The organism is Treponema pectinovorum (assembly GCF_900497595.1).
GTDB lineage: Bacteria > Spirochaetota > Spirochaetia > Treponematales > Treponemataceae > Treponema_D > Treponema_D pectinovorum.
Map to the genome: position 1 here is coordinate 75986 of NZ_UFQO01000005.1, position 15525 is coordinate 91510.

Consider the following 15525-nt stretch of genomic DNA (forward strand, 5'->3'; position numbering starts at 1 on the left):
GCTCATTTTAGCCAGCCGTTTTTTCATTCGGCGTGCACTGAGGAACTTCGTGAATGTTGAAGAAAATCTTTTGTTCACTTTCTACCGCAAAAACGAATTCCTTTTGCGCTCCTTTGCTTGTTTGCCAGCCTTCAATAAAAAAAACTGCATCGCAGACTTCCTGCATCCCCCGGCTTGCAGTCATATAATCTTTCCAGGAAAACTCCCTGCCGGCTTTAAGCCATGCTGGATTCATGACGGAATGTCCAAGAGCCGTAAGTTCTTTTTCCGCAAGATTAAAATCATCCTTGTAGCAGGGGTTTCCACTAATTTTTCCCGCTATGTATATCTTCATTCGTTTCCCTCCAGCAAAAGAAAAAAGCGTTTATAAAATTCACTTCCCAAAACTCAAAGCCGTCCTTTCTAGCGTCTTTAGAAAGTTTTAAAGCCTCGCAAAAAACATTTTTTGTTTTAATCAAAAATCTTTTTAGTTTTTCAATCACAAATAACCTCCTAAAATCGAGATTATTCCACGAAAAATTTCTAAAAAGCGAGTTCAGAGGGAAATATTAAAAAATTGAAAATTTGGGGAGATTTTTAGCAAGTTGGCAAATTATTCAGATTTTATATTTGACAGTTAAATTCACCGATTTTCACCGCAAAACCGGGCAAGATAAAACCTGACTCAAAACTTAAAAAAGTGTGTTAATTTGCTTGTATAAAAAAAATGATTTTGGCAATAAAAAAGCCCCGGAGTTTTTTCGGGGCAAAAAGTTATACAATTTTCTTGTCGATATCACCAACAGTACCTAAATCTAAATCATCATCGTCATCTGTCAGAATTTCAAAAACACAGGAGCGACCATCTTCGAAAAAGTCAGTGATGACAGCAGTTCTACCATCTTTTAGTAACACAGTGTCATATAATTTTACATTTATCATTTATCCCATTATTTTGGCAATATATCTGGCTTGGAAGGGTCTTTTTCATAACCTATGCCATTATTACATTCTTTCATTTCCGTAACTCTTCCATAATTAAAGTTTTTTGGTTTCCCATCAGGAAATGCATCACACGTTGGAATCCATCCATCCTTCAAGTCGTGCCTCTGGTGTATACATACGGCACATTCTTCTATACAAATCATTTTAGTGTTTCCTCATGTATTTATTATAAAACGCCAACGCATCTTCTGGGATTTGACTTTTTCGATAAAGCAAAACTTCTATTTCCGCAAGCGCTTCTGCTCCATCTTTTTCGGCAATTCGACTTATACCTGAAATATTTGCATTTTCAATTTTTTTATAAAATTTTTCTATCTCTTCGATGGTCATTCTATAAATTGATTTTGCATGCCCACATTCATGGATTGTAGCTTCTTTTAAATTTTTTGCAACAATATTTTCTGCATTATTAATTGTGTTATTGATTTCTTCCAAAGTCCTTCCAGCAAAAAAATCTTTATTTACATTGAGCCTTATCTGATAATCTCCATAAGGTTCAATTTGCAAAATTGGAATCCCTTCATTTTCATTTTGAAGGTTTCCAAAATAAAAGTCATTAATATAAATATCTCCACGCTTTTCATACTCTTTAATTACTGAGATTATTTCATCTGCAATTTCTTTCTCTATTTCATTGTATCCAGCCATCATTTCAAAATCGTCAACATCAAGATTTTTTGCCAGCCCAAGAATTATTTTTGCTTTTTCAATCTCCCCCTGCACACCGTAATACTTAGCCGCCCTCGTTTGGCTTTTCAGTTCATTCCACCAGGAATCATTGGAAAGTGGCCAGCTTCCAAAGCCTTTCGCGCCATTTTCAACGTCTGCGATATTGCTCCACGCTTCAGGAATTTCTTCTTCATCGTAGATGCCACGCAATGTAGAGCGGCAGTTAAAGTGGAGTGGAGGCGTGTGGGTTTCCCAGAACGGATCACCAAAGGGGCGTATAATGCCGGATAAGGAAGAACAGGTTTCCGTCTGCCTTGAATCGTTTATTCCCACAAACTCAAGAGCTAGCGGCGGGTCTTCCTCAAACCCCATAACGCGGCCTGCGTTATACGCAGTCTGTACGTTCGTCCTGTAGACAGTTTCCCAGTACCAGCCCTGGTTTGCTCCCATGCCAACCCTGTCAAGAATCTCGCTTTTACTCATAGAAAGAAAATCTTTCAACCCTTTTCCATCTCGGATGTTTGAAATCATTTCGGCGTTTATTTTTTCCAGAAGACGACCGTCGTTTATCCGGGAGACCGTAAAGGAGCGGAACTTCATCCTGTCGCTAAGGCTGTAATAGTCATTTTTTGCAAGAACGCTTCTTTTTTTTAGGAATTCCACAGCCTCATAAAAAGGCAGGTTCTCTATGTCTTTTATGCTATTTTCTTCCGCAAAAGCGTTCTTTCTAAGAGAGGAGTCAAGCCCGAGAAGGAGCGATTTTGTAAAAAGTTCCGCGCAAATCCCCATTGCCCTGTAGTCAGGAGGCAGAAGTTTCCGGGTGTTCAATATGTCAGGATTTTTTTCCGCTTCTTTTATGTACTGTTTTATGCGCTCTGCATAACTGTCAGAAATCAAAAGCCATGCAGAAGTGGAGATTCTGTTTAGCCGCCGCAACTGATTTTTTTCTTCGCGGTATTTTTTAAGGCTTTCAGAATTTATTTCCTGAAAAAAAAATCGTCGTGCCCCTCGTCTCCAAAGCCAAAACCGCCACCCTGCGGCTTTACAAAAGAATCTTTTTCATTTTCAGGCTCTGGAAGGTGGATTTTCTTGTACAATGCGGAAAGCGAAACAGGGATGTTTCTGTCGATTGCGTCTCGTATTATTTCCCACGAGGCGAAATCGCTTGAGTCGATGTCGTATTTCGGGGCGCTCTCTCCAGGAAAGTTCAAATCCACAAAAGATTGGACAAGCTGCTGGTCGGTCAGCTCCAGAAGATAAGCGTCTCCCTTTATGATGTCGTCATAGGTCTTCGCGTGAATGTCTCCCTGGGCTCTCGTTCCGTAAGTTCCCTCGTTATTGGAAAGGCTCTGGGCTGTGATGGCGTATGAAATTTCCTTGTCGCAGGTTTCGACAATCGTGTTGAAGTCGTTTATCTGGCTTTGCACCTGGACAATCTGCTTGACATTCCCGAACGCTCCCGAGCTTCCGCTTTCCCAGCCGCGCATAGCCTCGGTAAGCTGCATAGCCCTTTTTTTTGCGTCTTCTTCTGTCTTAGCCTCAAAGAGAGCGAGGATTGAAGGCACTCCGACCGTTTCCGCCGCGCTTGCCCAGAATCGGATTCCCAACTGCTTGAATTTCCAGAACATATACGCTGAACGCAGTGCGGCTCGCCCCCACTGGCTCAGTTCTCCGTCGTCGTTCCTATGGATTATGAATTTCTTTCTGTCGTCAAGGACAATGTTCTGCGAAGTGATTACAGGCATTCCAAAATCTGCGCCATAAGTTCCAGGAAAACTTATCGCAGTTCTTGGAATCGGAACAAAGTCATACGGAATGTAAAAGCCGTCCTCGAATCGCCACAAAACTTCGCAAAGGGCGATTCCGTAAGGTACGGCGTTCAAAAGAATGTTGTTCAGCCTGTAAAAAGTGTTGAACGGAAGAAAATTCTCGCATGCCTCGTCAACACTCTTGTTTCCAGAAGAGGTGAAAGTTCCGTACAACTGCAAAACCTTGTTTTTTCTGTCCTGAACAAGAGACTCCACGCGCGGATCGTCGCGCATTTTCTCAAACACTTCCTCCCGCTCGCCCACCGTTGAAAGCCAAGTCTGGGTGTCGCCCATGTAGCCCGCAATCGTCCTGAATGCGTTCAAGTCTATGACATTAGCCGTAATTGATTTTGTCCGTGCCATTGTAATAACTCCTGAAAAAGAAGCTACCACCAGAGCGGTTTTCCACGGCTTTGTATGGAGTAGGAGAAAAAACAGAACCAGAAGTGAATCACCAGATCCATTTTTTCTTTTTCTCGCAAAAAGTGAAAATCGGCTCAGGAGAAGAAGCACATTCACGCCACGCGCACACGCAAAGCATAGCGGCCGAAGCCGCATCCGCGTGCCGCTTTCCCTTTCCGTCACGGTCTTCAGTCCTTAACGCAGGAATAAGAGGAATGCCGTTTTTAAGCGTTACTATCGAAAAGTCCGCCTTTATAACTTCATCGTCAGGAACCGTAAAATCCCGGCTTTCCATAAGTCCATGAAGTTCACTTCCGTATTTTGCATACCAGGCGTTTGTTTCCATCACGTTCACAATCGCCCCAGGATGGCGAAGCGATGCGTGTTCACCAATCTGCTGGCCGTTTCCGCGCGAATCTATCGCGCCTCCGCCAAGCCTGCCACGTTCTTCCAGAAAGTCGCTCATCAAATCAGAAAAAAGCTGTTGCTGCTCAAAAGGAACATTCTTAAGTTCCACAATCATTCGAACCGCAAGGGAAGCCTTCTCAACCTCTTCGCAAACCCAGTATGTGCTGAGGTCGCTGTTTCTCCCAAAGTCGTTTCCAAAGAAAATCTGGCTTTCAAAGCTTGCAAGAAGCCCCCTGATTTCCTGGTTGAAAAATGAAACAATCTCAGAATCTTTTCGCCTGTCTTCCTTGTGCAAAAACGAGTCCGAACATTCAAGCCTGCATATGGGAACATCGTCTTCCGTACAAAAATCCAAAAGTCCCCGGCTAAAATACCTTCCGCCTGTAGTGCGTGGAATAACATCAAGTTCCTCGTCAGGATTGTCGCCGAATATCCTGTACATTTTTTCCGTGAATTCTTTGTCAGCCTCTTTAGACCACTCGCGCCCAAGTTTCAGGCATATTCGCCTGTAAAGACCTTGCGCCATCGCTTCCCGAAAAGTAATCCTGTGAAGGCTCCATTCGCTTTCCTTTCCGCTTCTGACATCTTTTACAAGCAGGTTGAACGGATTGTCCTCTCCGTTGTGTGTAGAAATGACCCTGATTCTTCCGCCCCACATAACAAGGGCTTTCGCAGCCTGCAAAACAGAATTAAAATCGTCAAAGAACGCCGCCTCATCGACCACGACATTTCCCTGTTTTGAGCGAAGCGCTCGAGAAACTCCAGGAAGTCCCAGAATCTCGGCCCCCGAAGCGAAGGTTATCCTGTAGGCTGTGATATCCTTGTCCTCGTCTTCCAGCAGAACTTCCTGCATTTCAGAGCAGATATATCCGAACTTCTTAGCCCATTCGCCTGCGTCTTCTATGTACTGGCGGCAGTTGTCCTTGTTGAAACTCATGTAATACGTGTTGCTCCAGCCGTTTGCAGGAGCCGCGTCCAGAACAGAATCGGCGGCATCCGTCCAGGAGATTCCGCACCGTCTGTTTTTCTCGATGATTTTAAGAGGAGACCTGTCTTCAAGCCATTTTTTCTGGTATGGCAGGAATATCTCAAGACTGCTGTTCTTTTTGCTTGTCATCGTCATAGTTCACCTCAAGGCCAAGAATCTTTTCTTTCACGAACTTGACGCTCTCATCGCTCCATCCAGCTTTCTTTCCCTCGGTCTCAACGCTCTTTGCCGCTTCAAAAAGCCCTTTCTTGTAACCACGCTCGTACTCAAGTTTGATTTTTGCAATTCTGGTCTGTGCGTCAGAGTTGCGGGCGACTGCCTTCAAAAGCTCCTCAGGTGATATTGTCGAGAAGTCCTCGAACTTGTTGACCTCTTCAAGAAGTTTTGCCTGAACAAGCTGAACGCTCGCCTCCGCGATATTAAGGCCAGGCGTCTTTCCAAGCTCGTTCACTATCGCGACCGCCTTTTTCGCGGAATCCTTGTATGCCTTCATCTGCGCCGCCTGGTCAATGAGGGTTCGTCCGACGCCGCTTTTGGATATGTCATAGCCTTCGGCCTTCAGCGTGTCTGCGATGTCCTTTTGGCTCATTTTGTCCTGGTAGTACATAGAAACAATCCGCTCGACCAGCCCCTGAATTTCTATCTTGTTACGCTTTGGCATTTCCCTTCTCCTTCATGTCCTTCTTGATGTCCCTCAGGTCTTCCTGTATGAACTTCATCGTAGTCCTCATCTCGCCAGAAAACTCCGCAAACTCCTTCTGAAAGCTCTGCATATTCTGAGAGCTGGAGGCAAGGTTTTTCTTTATCTCTCCAATCTCCGTCTTCATGTCTTTCTCAAGGCAGGCAATTTCCTTTTCAACCTTTCCATCAAGCCCCTCAATCTCTTCCTTTATTTCCTTTATGTCGTCCTCGTTGTCGCTCAGCCTCTGGTTGGTGGAGCCCTTGAACTGCCCGATTGCCACAAAAACACCCACCAGCGTCAGGACTGAAAGAGAAAGCCCGACCACCCCCGAAATCGTTGAAAGCATAAAAATACCCCTATTTGAATTTCATAAACAAAAACTCAAGACCCGCCACAGTTGCCGTGGCTATCGCAAAACTTATCGCTACCCTTGTTTTTAATTTTTCCCTGTTCAAGGATTTGCATAGTTCTGAGTATTGACTTTTCAAGTCTGCCAGTTGCCTCTGCAATTTCCTCGTTAGTTGAGCCAATTCTACCGCCGATTTCTGCGAGTCCAGCAAGTCCTGTAATGCTTTGTTCAAGTCCACTTCCAGCGTCTCGGATTTTTCCTTCCATGTCTTTAAGTCCCTGTTCTGTTCGCTCTGCAAGGCTTTGAGCAATTTCACTTGAGTTAGCATATTCTGCAATTCGCTTTCCATCGCTTTTTCCTGTTCCAAAGAAAAAAATATGTCCGAAAATGCAAAGCACGGCCGAAAGAACAAAGCCACAAAGAAAATAAAAAATACAGCTACTTTTTTCACACATCTAGCCCTTCCTTGCGGCACTTACCAGAGAGGCTACATCTCCCCATGTCGTAAAAAGAAGCAGAAGAAGACATATCGCGCCCGGAGCACAGAAACTTGCCGCTATCGTCTTCCATTCCGCTCCAAGAAAAACCGAGACAAAACCAGAAGCTATGGCAGCGAAAGCGAAAAGAAACGCAAGGACGCGCCTCATAGACCATTCGCCAGTAGATTCCTTGAACACAGTGCAGATTTTCATATTTTTCCCCCATATTTTTTAACGAGGTGACCCATCTTGAACTTGCTTCCGCATGGGCGAAGCATCCTCATGAAGTCAGAAAGCGGCATCGGAATGTCGTTTCCATTGTGCTCCTTGTAGCCAGTCCTGTAGTCGCCCCAGGAATCGTCGATTACAAAACATTCGACACCTTCTCCATAATCTTTCAAACCAACCACAGCCACGACATGCCCTATGACATGCTCTATGGTCTTTTCATTCTTCACAGCGAACACTCCGCTAAGAACCGCGCTTCCACCTGCATAGATGGCTTCAACTATGTCTTCCACATTCCATAATTCTCCAAATTTGAGCGCAACCTCGCCTTCAAAAAGAAGACCATTCTTTCTCAAAAAAAGATTAGTTCCATAGGCAAGAACAGGATGCCATTCATTTGCAGGATAGCGCCCCAAAGGGTCTGTCTTTTTCCAGAACTTTTGCACCCTCTCGTCAGTAAGGATAAAATCCATCAGAGAATCTTCTGGCTGTCTATGTTTTTGAGTTGCGAGTTTTTGAACAGGCCAGCCTGAAGCACTTAAGGCATTGATAATCGAAGTAACATTGCACGCCCCGTTTGGCTTTAAGGCATTGTTTCGCTGGGTGTAGTAAGGTTTGTTTTTAGAATTGTTGACTTCCATCTAGTCCTCCTCATAAAAGAGGCTAGCATTAAGAAGAATCTACAAGGCTTAGCGTGGAGAAAAAAAAGCCCGACTGGGTGAGTCGGGTATATAAAGGCGATTAAATTGTAAATATACTTCCGTAACTAAAAGTTCCCCATATTAAAATTAATATCAAAATAATAAAAAGTATTGTATTTATTAACCAAGTATATTTTGTAAGGTGCATATCTTTTGAAATTAAAACACAAATTAGTTTTGCAAAAAGAATGAAAAGATTAACCATGCAAAGTAGCCATAAATCAGCGATAAATAAAATTTTTAAAACTGGCAAATTTCTTACGTTTGTTAGCAAATTGTCAAGAATACTAATTCCACCAAAAATCAAAAACGACAATGCTGTAAAAATCGAAACAAGCCCTATAAGCTGTCCTGTTATGTCTTTTTCATACGAGTGAAATCTCTCATCAAAGGATTTAGATGTGATTTGAGAAATATCTTCTTTTGTTTGTTTATATGCATAACGTTGCACATTTGCTAAGTTGCAATGGTCATATAACTTGATTATTAAACGATACTGTTCTTTGGGTAGTGATATGATATCTTGATTAATTCCTCTCTTGTTTAATTGATAGTTTTCCTCTAGCTCAACACTTTCTACAACTTTATTTGTTATGGCGTTTAAATTCTGTATAATTAAAGATATAGTTTCATCATTTTGTTCTTGAAGAATATCGGAAGATAAAAAGGTATACATGAACCTTCTATGTATACAGGCGAAGTTGTTAAAATCTTTAATCCAATCCTTAAAATCAAAAGAAGCAGACTTCAATTTATCATATAATTTTTTCTGACTTTCTTTCGCTTCTTTTATATCTTCGTTTTCTGAAAAAGGCTGTGGTTCTTCACCAAAGAAAATTCTATTTTTCATGCAGGTTTCTTTTTAAAATAATCTTTTATCGATTCAATCGTAATTATGGACTTATCACCCTTTGCACGAGCATTTTTCCAAGGAGACTGCGCATGTGTAATATTAACAAGTTGAAATGTTGGATAATTTGCACAATCATCTAGCATTTCAATGATACAAGAAGAAATTTCTCTTGTAATATGAGGAATCAAAAATTCATCAGTAATATCCATTCCACCAAATATCTTGTATTCATGATAGACTACAGGAACCACAGGTCCAAATTCCCATGCCTGCATTTCATCATCAAAACATGGGTTTCCAGTTTTTATTAACACCTTTGCCTGTATAAAATATAGTAGTTTTTGTAAACGGAGATTACTAATCTCTCTGTCCTGTAAGTGCTCATGGTTGATTACATATTTTGCAATATCCAATGCACTGTAAGTCATCTTTTTATTCTCCCAAAGCAAATATTGTAACATTAAGATTTCCAATGCTACCCATTAAGACATCTCTGGTTATAATGTAATTAACTTTTTATCAATTATCATCAATTCTAACTAATTTTCAATAGGTTCAACAATTTATTTTACTATAAAAACAAACCTTTGATATTTTGATATGTCCCCTTTTTCTGGACAATCAGTTAAGGGGAACATATCATTTCCATTTACAAGTTTTTTATATCCCTCTCAGCACCGTGTTCTCGTGCAGCCACGCAAGCACCCGTCCAAATATATGAAACTCATCGCTATCTGCTTCTATCGTCCTTATAAGTTCCGCTTCTCTTAAATCTGGCTTGTGAACGGAATAGACCATAACCTTGTTTTCTAAAGGCTCAAATCGAAGAAGCTTACAAAACACGTCTCCCGCAAAATCGAATATATAAATACCATCCCTTGTCCTTTGGTCATGGCTTCCGTCAAAAAAGACAACATCGCCGTCTTGAATCCCGATTCCAATCATGCTCATGCCACTTGCCCTAAACGCATAGATGTTTTTGCCAGAAAGGGATGGAAGTGGCGTAAGAGAATCAATATACCCCTCAATATTCTGCTCGTTTTCCCAACTCCTTCCAGGTCCGCAGGAAACCTTCTGGCTTAAAACAGGAATTTTCGCCCTTGTCTCGCTCTTTGCAGGAAGACCTCTTTCGCCCTTAAACATCTCCCCTTCGCCTGTCAGTAGCCAGTCGGGATTAACTTTGTAATTTGAAATGATTCTTTCTAATAAATCTGAGCGAGGTTCTGAGTCTCGCACAAACATATTTGCAATGGTTGTTTGAGCAGTTTCCATTTCTCTTGCAAATTGACTATCACTCATTCCTTTTGTATTTATGATTTCTCTTATTCTAACTAAAATTGGTTTCATTTTTTACACCTTTTTATTAAAAATTGGTTGATTTAATACTCATTATGGTTTATTATCCAATTATGGTTAGTTGAAAAAGCAACTGATTAGCGTTTCACTGGAAACATAGGGAGATTGCTTTTGCAACTAATCAAATTATCGACAAAAAGGAGGAAAGTATGAATTTGTCAGAAAAAAAACAGACAAGAGAAGCCCTTGAATGTTTTATGGCTTCCGCCTTCAAAGCAAAAGGGTTGGAAAAAAGGCGTAATTATTCAAAAAAGATAACAGTCTCACAAGGGCTGTATATCAAATATCGCCTTAAGTGCATGGGCGTGACAGGTTCTGACATCGCCTTTGAGGTGGGCTGTGCACATCAAGCTGTATACAACGTCCTTTCTGGAAAGAGCCACAGCAGGCGCATCGAAAGCGTGGTTGCTTCCAAACTGGGTTACCCAAGCTGGAACGCAATGGTACAGGAACTAAGACAGCAGGCCGCATAAAAAGCGGAAGGAGGAAAACTATGACTCGATATGAAGAGTTGATGAACAAAAAAGACGCTGCGGAAAAAAAAGGCTGGAAGGAAAAAGACCCTAGTCTTAGAAAGTTCTATGCGAACGCCGCGGAAGGATTTGAGTTAAAGGCAAAACGCCTTACCTACGAACAAGCCTGCATGGAAATAAAAAGCCGGGAAACGACACCAACTCATTTCTCGGCAGGAGGCGGCGACGACAAGCCAGCCGCTTAAGTTTTAATAAAAACTGATACGAGTGTATCAAATTTTCATAAGACGTGCAAAGCACGAAGGAGAAAAACTATGGCACGGTATAAGCCAACAATGGACAAGCTGGAATCGTTGGAAGATGTAAATCTCGCGCTTCGAGACATCGGACTTGCAGAAAAAGAACTTTCTGTAATCGACACAGACGCAAACAAACAGATTGCAGAAATCAAAACAAAAGCCGCCAAGGATGGAGAAAAACTCAGAGGACGCATCGCGGAACTATCGGCAAAAATTTCAGCATTCGCCGAATACAACAAGCTCGAACTTTTTAAAGACAAAAAGACCGTCGACCTTTCGTTTGGAAGTTTCGGTTTCAGAAAATCTACAAAAATCAGCGTGAAAAAAACAACCGTAGAATTGCTAAAAAGGCTGGGGCTTCACAACTGCATACGCATAAAAGAAGAGGCGGATAAAGAAGTGATGGCGACCCTTGACGATGAGACCTTGTTGCAAGTCGATTCTGTGCGAAAAACCACAGACGACTTCTTCTGTGATGTAAACACAGAGGAAGTCAACAAGGATCTTCTAAAAGGTTCTCTGTAAAAAAGCAGGTTGAGCGTTCTGGATGTCAGCTCAACCTGACACAAGGAGATAAAAAAATGAACGAACTTGTAACATCACGTGCCACACTTACCCCACAACAGGCGTTCCCATTTCAGCAGGAGATAGACACCTGGACGTTGGAAGAAGCCGTAGTGCAGATAAAGCCAAAAGTCGAACAGCTAAAGACGGTAAGCCTGGAAGTTGCCCGCGCCCTTTTCATCGCTCACCAGGCACTAGCCCAGCGTGGCGGCGACAGGCGTAGCGAGGACGCGCAGACATCCGGCTTCTGCGATTTTCTTTCCCTGGTCGGGCTTTCAAAGAAAACCGCATACCTCTGGTTAAAACTCTATTCTCCGCAGGAAGACCGAGTGCGAGACCCAGAAGAACTAAGGCTGGAAAAGTCCGCAAATCCGCAGATAGCAGACGATGAGCGGGAATCAAGGCTCGCCCACGCAATGGCTACAGGAGAAAGGCTTGCAGGCTGGACGCAGATAGACGAGGCAGAATACAAGAGAAGAAAACAGAACGAACATTTTTCCGAAATGGCTCGAAAATGGGGAAGCAAAAAAATCAAGACAAACTGGAAGAACAACGACTATTTTTCAGACGCAATGCGCAACGCAAAACAGTACGCAAGAATATCGTTCACGTCAAAAGAGCAGACACTGGCACAGTTCGAGATTTTCGAGCAGATTTCAGACTATCTTAAGACCTTTGAAGATCCTTCCGAACGACTTACAGCCGCCTACAACCTTGGACTTCGAGTCAGGGAGGTCGTAAACGAGATGGCGGCTATGCAGTCTGAGCTAAACAGTTTTGACACAGTCGAATACACAGGAGACTAGTTCATGAAGACATTCGTTCCGGTTGTAGACAAAAAATTCCCCCTAAGGAACGCCGTCTATGACGCATTCAGAAAGCGTTCTCCTCTAATTTCAAAAGCGCAGGCTTATGATGATATTGCGAGGAAGTTCAACATCTCTGTTTCAACAGTCCAGCGGTATATCAAAAAAATAGAGACAGGGGCGGTTTTTGACCAGGTCGCAAAAAAACAGGGGCGCCACATATACGCCTGGGACGACGAGGCCTTAAGTTTTTTCAACAACTTCTACCTAGTTGCAATCCAGCAAGTGGGAGGCTGCACAGTCCGAAACGCATACAACTGCACAAAAAACGAGGCTAAAAGGCAGGGATGGTCAATAGGCTCGGAGCAGAGCGCCTATGTGCACGCAAAAAAAATCAGTCCAGCTATGCTAATGCTCGCAAAAGGCGGCCAGCGCGCGCTTGACAATATGTTCTACATAAGCCGAGACCTTTCAAAGCTAAAGCCGTTCCAGATGATAGTAGGAGACCAGCACATCTTCGACTTCTGGTGCATAGGACCAAACGGAAAGCAAATCCGCGCCGAATGCTACCTCTGGCTCGACATGGCAACCCGCCTTGTATACGGAGCGAGTTTCGACATCGCATACAACACCTACACAGTAACAAGAGCCTTGCGCATGGGAATAAAGCGATTCGGAAAATTTGAAAGCACTTACAACGACAACGGCTCAAGCGAAAAATCAAAACTCGCAGACCAGATAGTAGAGCGTCTCCAAAGCTACGGAGTAAAGTTCCTTGACGAAGCAGATTTGTACCACGCAGAAAATGGACGCTACATCGTGGAAGACACAGAGGGCTTGGTAGTAGATGTGGTGCCGACAAAAGCAGAATGGGAAAAAAAGCACCGAAGAATCTTTGCTCGCGTAAAAAACGCAAAGACAAAGCCAATAGAACGCTTCTTTTCAACCCTTGAACAGATACTGCTAGACATGTGCACACCAGGCAGGGTAAAAGGACTTGCAGTTTCCGCGCCAGAAGAAGAACAGGCAACCAGGCGCCTGGACTGGCAGAAAAAGAACGGCTACATCCTCACTTACGACGATTTTATCCGCCAGGTTCTAAAGGCAATCGACATCTACGAAACGCGCGTTCACCAGACATTAGGCTGCACACCACGCGAAAGGCTTTCCGAATACAAAAAAGACGGATGGATTCCAACATTCATCGACCCCAGGGATGAATCATACCTGTTCATGGAAAGCACAACAAGAATCGTAAAAGGTGACAGAATAGAACTCAACGGAATCGAATATGTGGGACCAGACCTCACACAGGAAATGGTTTTGCAAAACCGAGGAACACTCGTCGCATACAACCGCCACAAGATAGAAATCCGCTACGACCCCGAAAACCTGGATCTTGGAGTTTTTGCGATAGAGCCCGGAACGAACAACGCAATCGCACTGCGCCCAGTCGAAAAAATCGACATGCTCGACAGCGATTCAATGGTAAAGCAACTTGAATGGAAAAAACGCAATATGAAAGCCGTTCAGGAAGCGTTTCAGAAGGCGACCGAAAACAAAAACATCCGGCTTCTTTCAGAGCCAAATCGTTTTGAAGAACTTCACAAAGCCGAAGAACTTTCCCAAAACGCTCTTGAAAAAACAAGGCAGACAGAACACAAAAAGCCAGCCCTTGAGCTTCAAAAACCAGTCGTTCCAAGAAAAATTGAAACAAAAACGGAAGAAAGGGAAGTTCCTCTTTCACTAAATCGCAGGAAAGAAATATCGCAGGAAGACTTCTTGAAAGACCTTGCCAGCAGAATTGGAAACGAAAACGTCCTCAGGGCACACGGAAAGCCAGTCTTTTTGACCGACCGCGACCGCTATCAGTATCTTCTGAACCAGTTCTATTCTGGAGAAAGACTTTCGCGCGAGGACATGGACTTCAAGTTTGCATACGAAGCCAAAATGACCAAGGCAGAGGAAAACTATTTTGACTCGTATGTAAAGGGAAAATTCAACTAATAAAAAAAATCCACAAGGAGAAAACTATGGAAAATCAGAATTTAAGGAATTGCATAGAAAACAATCGATTGTCAATGCAGGAAGCAGCCCGCCTAATCGGAGTAGACAAGTCTCAAGTTGTCAAAGTATGCACCAAAACTTACCCTAACTGGCAGGAAAAGGAAGTTGAGTTCATCGAAAAACTCAGACAGGCAGGCTACACAAACACTATACCACAAGGAATAAATATTGACACCGATGTGCTGGTGTTGACCCCAAGCGTTTCAAACTTCCAGGCACTTGCCGACGACCTTTCAAATCCCGATGGAACAATGTCATCATCAATAGGAATGGCAATAGGAACCGCCGAGCGAGGAAAAAGCCATTCATCCCACTGGTATGTACAGCAGAATCAAAATGCAGCATACGTCCTTTATGTGGACGGCTCAACAAAAGTCCAGCTCCTTAGAGACATCTGCGACTCAATAGCCCACACCCGTCCTTACAGTTTCGGACACTGCCTTTCTACTTTGGAAGAAACCTGCAAATACAGTCGCCGCCTCATAATAATCGACGAGGCGGACAAACTCCCAGTCCAGCACCTGGAAATGCTTCGAGGAATAAACGAGCGCTGCAACCTTCCAATTTTGCTTGTGGGAGAAGAAGGGTTGAAGACAAAAACAGACCGAGTGCCACGACTTCGTTCAAGAATCCGGCATCCTATAGTCTTGTTTGAACGCGCAATTCCAGTAGACATAATCGCCTACTATCACGAGGCGGCAGGAATAGACATAGACCGCGCAACCGCAGAAAAACTTTGCAAGCACGCAAACGGCGGCTTTAGGTCAATCGTAAATGACTCAATCGCAATTTCCAAGATGTCAAAGGCATCTGGAATTAACACAATCACAGAAAACATGCTTGAAAAACTCATAGCATAAGGAGCTTAAATGCCTGGAAAATCAAACAGAAATCGCTTAATATCGCTGATTCACGCACAAAAAAAAGCCGCACATCTAAACGATGAAAACTATCGGACGATAGTCTACGGAGCGACAGGAAAACAAAGTTGCTCCGAATGCGACATGACAGAACTCAAGACAATCTTTAACGACCTCAATTCAATCCTTGAAACTCAAAAGCAGAAACCCTTTAGATTCTTTCCAGCCAGACAGACAACACAAAAAGAAGCAGTTGTCGCAAGGGCAAAAAGAATACTCGGCGACGGGTGGGAATCAAGGGTAACACAATTTATTCAAACTAAGGTAAAAAAGCACAGTCTATCCTTTTGTACACAAAATGAACTAAGACAAGTTATGGGCTTTATATCGACAATCGAGCGAACGGAGAATAAAAAAAATGACGGAAAAACGAAATCCCTGGATAAATAAAAATTGTCCAGCCTGCACTAGATGCACACAAGAAAATTATTGTCGTTACTGCGGCGAAGAATGTAAAAAAATAATTTATTGCACAGGATTTGTAAAAAA

21 protein-coding genes are annotated in these 15525 nt (G+C 43.0%); 7 read left to right on the forward strand and 14 right to left on the reverse strand.

Annotation, left to right across the window (positions count from 1 at the left end; genetic code table 11):
• Positions 1-7: 7 nt before the first annotated feature.
• The 14 genes from FXX65_RS08260 to FXX65_RS08315 all read right to left on the reverse strand — a co-directional run bounded on the left by FXX65_RS08260 (position 8) and on the right by FXX65_RS08315 (position 9898).
• Positions 8-334, reverse strand: a complete 327-nt coding sequence (locus FXX65_RS08260; protein WP_147615883.1) for a DUF4406 domain-containing protein — start codon at positions 332-334, stop codon at positions 8-10.
• Positions 306-482: a hypothetical protein gene (locus FXX65_RS09650; RefSeq protein ID WP_187107443.1), complete on the reverse strand. Its 177-nt coding sequence runs from the start codon at positions 480-482 to the stop codon at positions 306-308. The genes FXX65_RS08260 and FXX65_RS09650 overlap by 29 nt, the downstream gene beginning before the upstream one ends.
• A 271-nt stretch (positions 483-753) precedes the next feature.
• Entirely contained in the window at positions 754-921 is a 168-nt protein-coding gene (locus FXX65_RS09655) for a hypothetical protein (protein WP_187107442.1), read from the reverse strand.
• A gap of 8 nt (positions 922-929) precedes the next feature.
• Positions 930-1127, reverse strand: coding sequence for a glutamyl-tRNA amidotransferase (locus tag FXX65_RS08265; protein ID WP_147613853.1), 198 nt, complete (start codon positions 1125-1127; stop codon positions 930-932).
• A 1-nt stretch (position 1128) separates the two neighbouring features.
• Positions 1129-2589, reverse strand: a complete 1461-nt coding sequence (locus tag FXX65_RS08270) for a phage head morphogenesis protein (protein ID WP_147613852.1) — start codon at positions 2587-2589, stop codon at positions 1129-1131.
• Positions 2590-2630: 41 nt separating this feature from the next.
• Positions 2631-3824: a phage portal protein family protein gene (locus FXX65_RS08275; protein WP_187107441.1), complete on the reverse strand. Its 1194-nt coding sequence runs from the start codon at positions 3822-3824 to the stop codon at positions 2631-2633.
• Positions 3825-3912: 88 nt separating this feature from the next.
• Positions 3913-5394 (reverse strand): hypothetical protein, encoded by a 1482-nt coding sequence (locus tag FXX65_RS08280; RefSeq protein ID WP_147613850.1) that lies wholly within the window; start codon positions 5392-5394, stop codon positions 3913-3915.
• Positions 5360-5920, reverse strand: coding sequence for a phage protein Gp27 family protein (locus tag FXX65_RS08285; protein ID WP_147615884.1), 561 nt, complete (start codon positions 5918-5920; stop codon positions 5360-5362). Before FXX65_RS08285 ends, FXX65_RS08280 begins: the two co-directional genes overlap by 35 nt.
• Entirely contained in the window at positions 5907-6287 is a 381-nt protein-coding gene (locus tag FXX65_RS08290) for a hypothetical protein (RefSeq protein ID WP_147613848.1), read from the reverse strand. The genes FXX65_RS08285 and FXX65_RS08290 overlap by 14 nt, the downstream gene beginning before the upstream one ends.
• 35 nt (positions 6288-6322) lie before the next feature.
• The gene (locus FXX65_RS08295; RefSeq protein WP_147613847.1) at positions 6323-6745 is read right to left on the reverse strand and encodes a hypothetical protein; all 423 of its coding nucleotides are present in this window, start codon (positions 6743-6745) and stop codon (positions 6323-6325) included.
• Positions 6746-6978: 233 nt separating this feature from the next.
• A complete protein-coding gene (locus FXX65_RS08300) occupies positions 6979-7638 on the reverse strand; it encodes a C1 family peptidase (protein WP_147615885.1) in 660 nt (219 codons plus the stop codon).
• 100 nt (positions 7639-7738) lie between these two features.
• On the reverse strand, positions 7739-8548 hold the full coding sequence (locus FXX65_RS08305; RefSeq protein ID WP_147613845.1) for a hypothetical protein: 810 nt from the start codon (positions 8546-8548) through the stop codon (positions 7739-7741).
• The gene (locus FXX65_RS08310; protein ID WP_147613844.1) at positions 8545-9012 is read right to left on the reverse strand and encodes a type II toxin-antitoxin system antitoxin SocA domain-containing protein; all 468 of its coding nucleotides are present in this window, start codon (positions 9010-9012) and stop codon (positions 8545-8547) included. The genes FXX65_RS08305 and FXX65_RS08310 overlap by 4 nt, the downstream gene beginning before the upstream one ends.
• 199 nt (positions 9013-9211) lie before the next feature.
• Positions 9212-9898 carry an XRE family transcriptional regulator gene (locus tag FXX65_RS08315; protein WP_147615886.1) on the reverse strand — a complete coding sequence of 229 codons (687 nt, stop codon included), beginning with the start codon at positions 9896-9898 and terminating at the stop codon, positions 9212-9214.
• Between the two features lie 158 nt (positions 9899-10056).
• Between FXX65_RS08315 and FXX65_RS08320 the strand changes: the two genes are divergently transcribed.
• The 7 genes from FXX65_RS08320 to FXX65_RS08350 all read left to right on the forward strand — a co-directional run bounded on the left by FXX65_RS08320 (position 10057) and on the right by FXX65_RS08350 (position 15426).
• Entirely contained in the window at positions 10057-10380 is a 324-nt protein-coding gene (locus tag FXX65_RS08320; RefSeq protein WP_147615887.1) for a hypothetical protein, read from the forward strand.
• Between the two features lie 20 nt (positions 10381-10400).
• A complete protein-coding gene (locus FXX65_RS08325; protein WP_147615888.1) occupies positions 10401-10625 on the forward strand; it encodes a hypothetical protein in 225 nt (74 codons plus the stop codon).
• Between the two features lie 69 nt (positions 10626-10694).
• A complete protein-coding gene (locus FXX65_RS08330; RefSeq protein ID WP_147613840.1) occupies positions 10695-11204 on the forward strand; it encodes a host-nuclease inhibitor Gam family protein in 510 nt (169 codons plus the stop codon).
• A gap of 56 nt (positions 11205-11260) precedes the next feature.
• Positions 11261-12049, forward strand: coding sequence for a hypothetical protein (locus FXX65_RS08335; RefSeq protein ID WP_147615889.1), 789 nt, complete (start codon positions 11261-11263; stop codon positions 12047-12049).
• Between the two features lie 3 nt (positions 12050-12052).
• Positions 12053-14056: a Mu transposase C-terminal domain-containing protein gene (locus FXX65_RS08340; protein WP_147615890.1), complete on the forward strand. Its 2004-nt coding sequence runs from the start codon at positions 12053-12055 to the stop codon at positions 14054-14056.
• A gap of 26 nt (positions 14057-14082) precedes the next feature.
• A complete protein-coding gene (locus FXX65_RS08345) occupies positions 14083-14976 on the forward strand; it encodes an AAA family ATPase (protein ID WP_246104365.1) in 894 nt (297 codons plus the stop codon).
• Between the two features lie 9 nt (positions 14977-14985).
• Positions 14986-15426, forward strand: a complete 441-nt coding sequence (locus tag FXX65_RS08350) for a phage protein GemA/Gp16 family protein (RefSeq protein WP_147613837.1) — start codon at positions 14986-14988, stop codon at positions 15424-15426.
• Positions 15427-15525 lie beyond the last annotated feature (99 nt).

What these genes read in the sequence shown, in the direction of transcription:
- FXX65_RS08260 (WP_147615883.1), bottom strand. Translation starts at nt 334, where the DNA reads ATGAAGATATACATAGCGGGAAAAATTAGTGGAAACCCCTGCTACAAG.
- FXX65_RS09655 (WP_187107442.1), bottom strand. Translation starts at nt 921, where the DNA reads ATGATAAATGTAAAATTATATGACACTGTGTTACTAAAAGATGGTAGA.
- FXX65_RS08265 (WP_147613853.1), bottom strand. Translation starts at nt 1,127, where the DNA reads ATGATTTGTATAGAAGAATGTGCCGTATGTATACACCAGAGGCACGAC.
- FXX65_RS08275 (WP_187107441.1), bottom strand. Translation starts at nt 3,824, where the DNA reads ATGGCACGGACAAAATCAATTACGGCTAATGTCATAGACTTGAACGCA.
- FXX65_RS08280 (WP_147613850.1), bottom strand. Translation starts at nt 5,394, where the DNA reads ATGACGATGACAAGCAAAAAGAACAGCAGTCTTGAGATATTCCTGCCA.
- FXX65_RS08285 (WP_147615884.1), bottom strand. Translation starts at nt 5,920, where the DNA reads ATGCCAAAGCGTAACAAGATAGAAATTCAGGGGCTGGTCGAGCGGATT.
- FXX65_RS08290 (WP_147613848.1), bottom strand. Translation starts at nt 6,287, where the DNA reads ATGCTTTCAACGATTTCGGGGGTGGTCGGGCTTTCTCTTTCAGTCCTG.
- FXX65_RS08295 (WP_147613847.1), bottom strand. Translation starts at nt 6,745, where the DNA reads ATGTGTGAAAAAAGTAGCTGTATTTTTTATTTTCTTTGTGGCTTTGTT.
- FXX65_RS08300 (WP_147615885.1), bottom strand. Translation starts at nt 7,638, where the DNA reads ATGGAAGTCAACAATTCTAAAAACAAACCTTACTACACCCAGCGAAAC.
- FXX65_RS08305 (WP_147613845.1), bottom strand. Translation starts at nt 8,548, where the DNA reads ATGAAAAATAGAATTTTCTTTGGTGAAGAACCACAGCCTTTTTCAGAA.
- FXX65_RS08310 (WP_147613844.1), bottom strand. Translation starts at nt 9,012, where the DNA reads ATGTTACAATATTTGCTTTGGGAGAATAAAAAGATGACTTACAGTGCA.
- FXX65_RS08315 (WP_147615886.1), bottom strand. Translation starts at nt 9,898, where the DNA reads ATGAAACCAATTTTAGTTAGAATAAGAGAAATCATAAATACAAAAGGA.
- FXX65_RS08320 (WP_147615887.1), top strand. Translation starts at nt 10,057, where the DNA reads ATGAATTTGTCAGAAAAAAAACAGACAAGAGAAGCCCTTGAATGTTTT.
- FXX65_RS08325 (WP_147615888.1), top strand. Translation starts at nt 10,401, where the DNA reads ATGACTCGATATGAAGAGTTGATGAACAAAAAAGACGCTGCGGAAAAA.
- FXX65_RS08330 (WP_147613840.1), top strand. Translation starts at nt 10,695, where the DNA reads ATGGCACGGTATAAGCCAACAATGGACAAGCTGGAATCGTTGGAAGAT.
- FXX65_RS08335 (WP_147615889.1), top strand. Translation starts at nt 11,261, where the DNA reads ATGAACGAACTTGTAACATCACGTGCCACACTTACCCCACAACAGGCG.
- FXX65_RS08340 (WP_147615890.1), top strand. Translation starts at nt 12,053, where the DNA reads ATGAAGACATTCGTTCCGGTTGTAGACAAAAAATTCCCCCTAAGGAAC.
- FXX65_RS08345 (WP_246104365.1), top strand. Translation starts at nt 14,083, where the DNA reads ATGGAAAATCAGAATTTAAGGAATTGCATAGAAAACAATCGATTGTCA.
- FXX65_RS08350 (WP_147613837.1), top strand. Translation starts at nt 14,986, where the DNA reads ATGCCTGGAAAATCAAACAGAAATCGCTTAATATCGCTGATTCACGCA.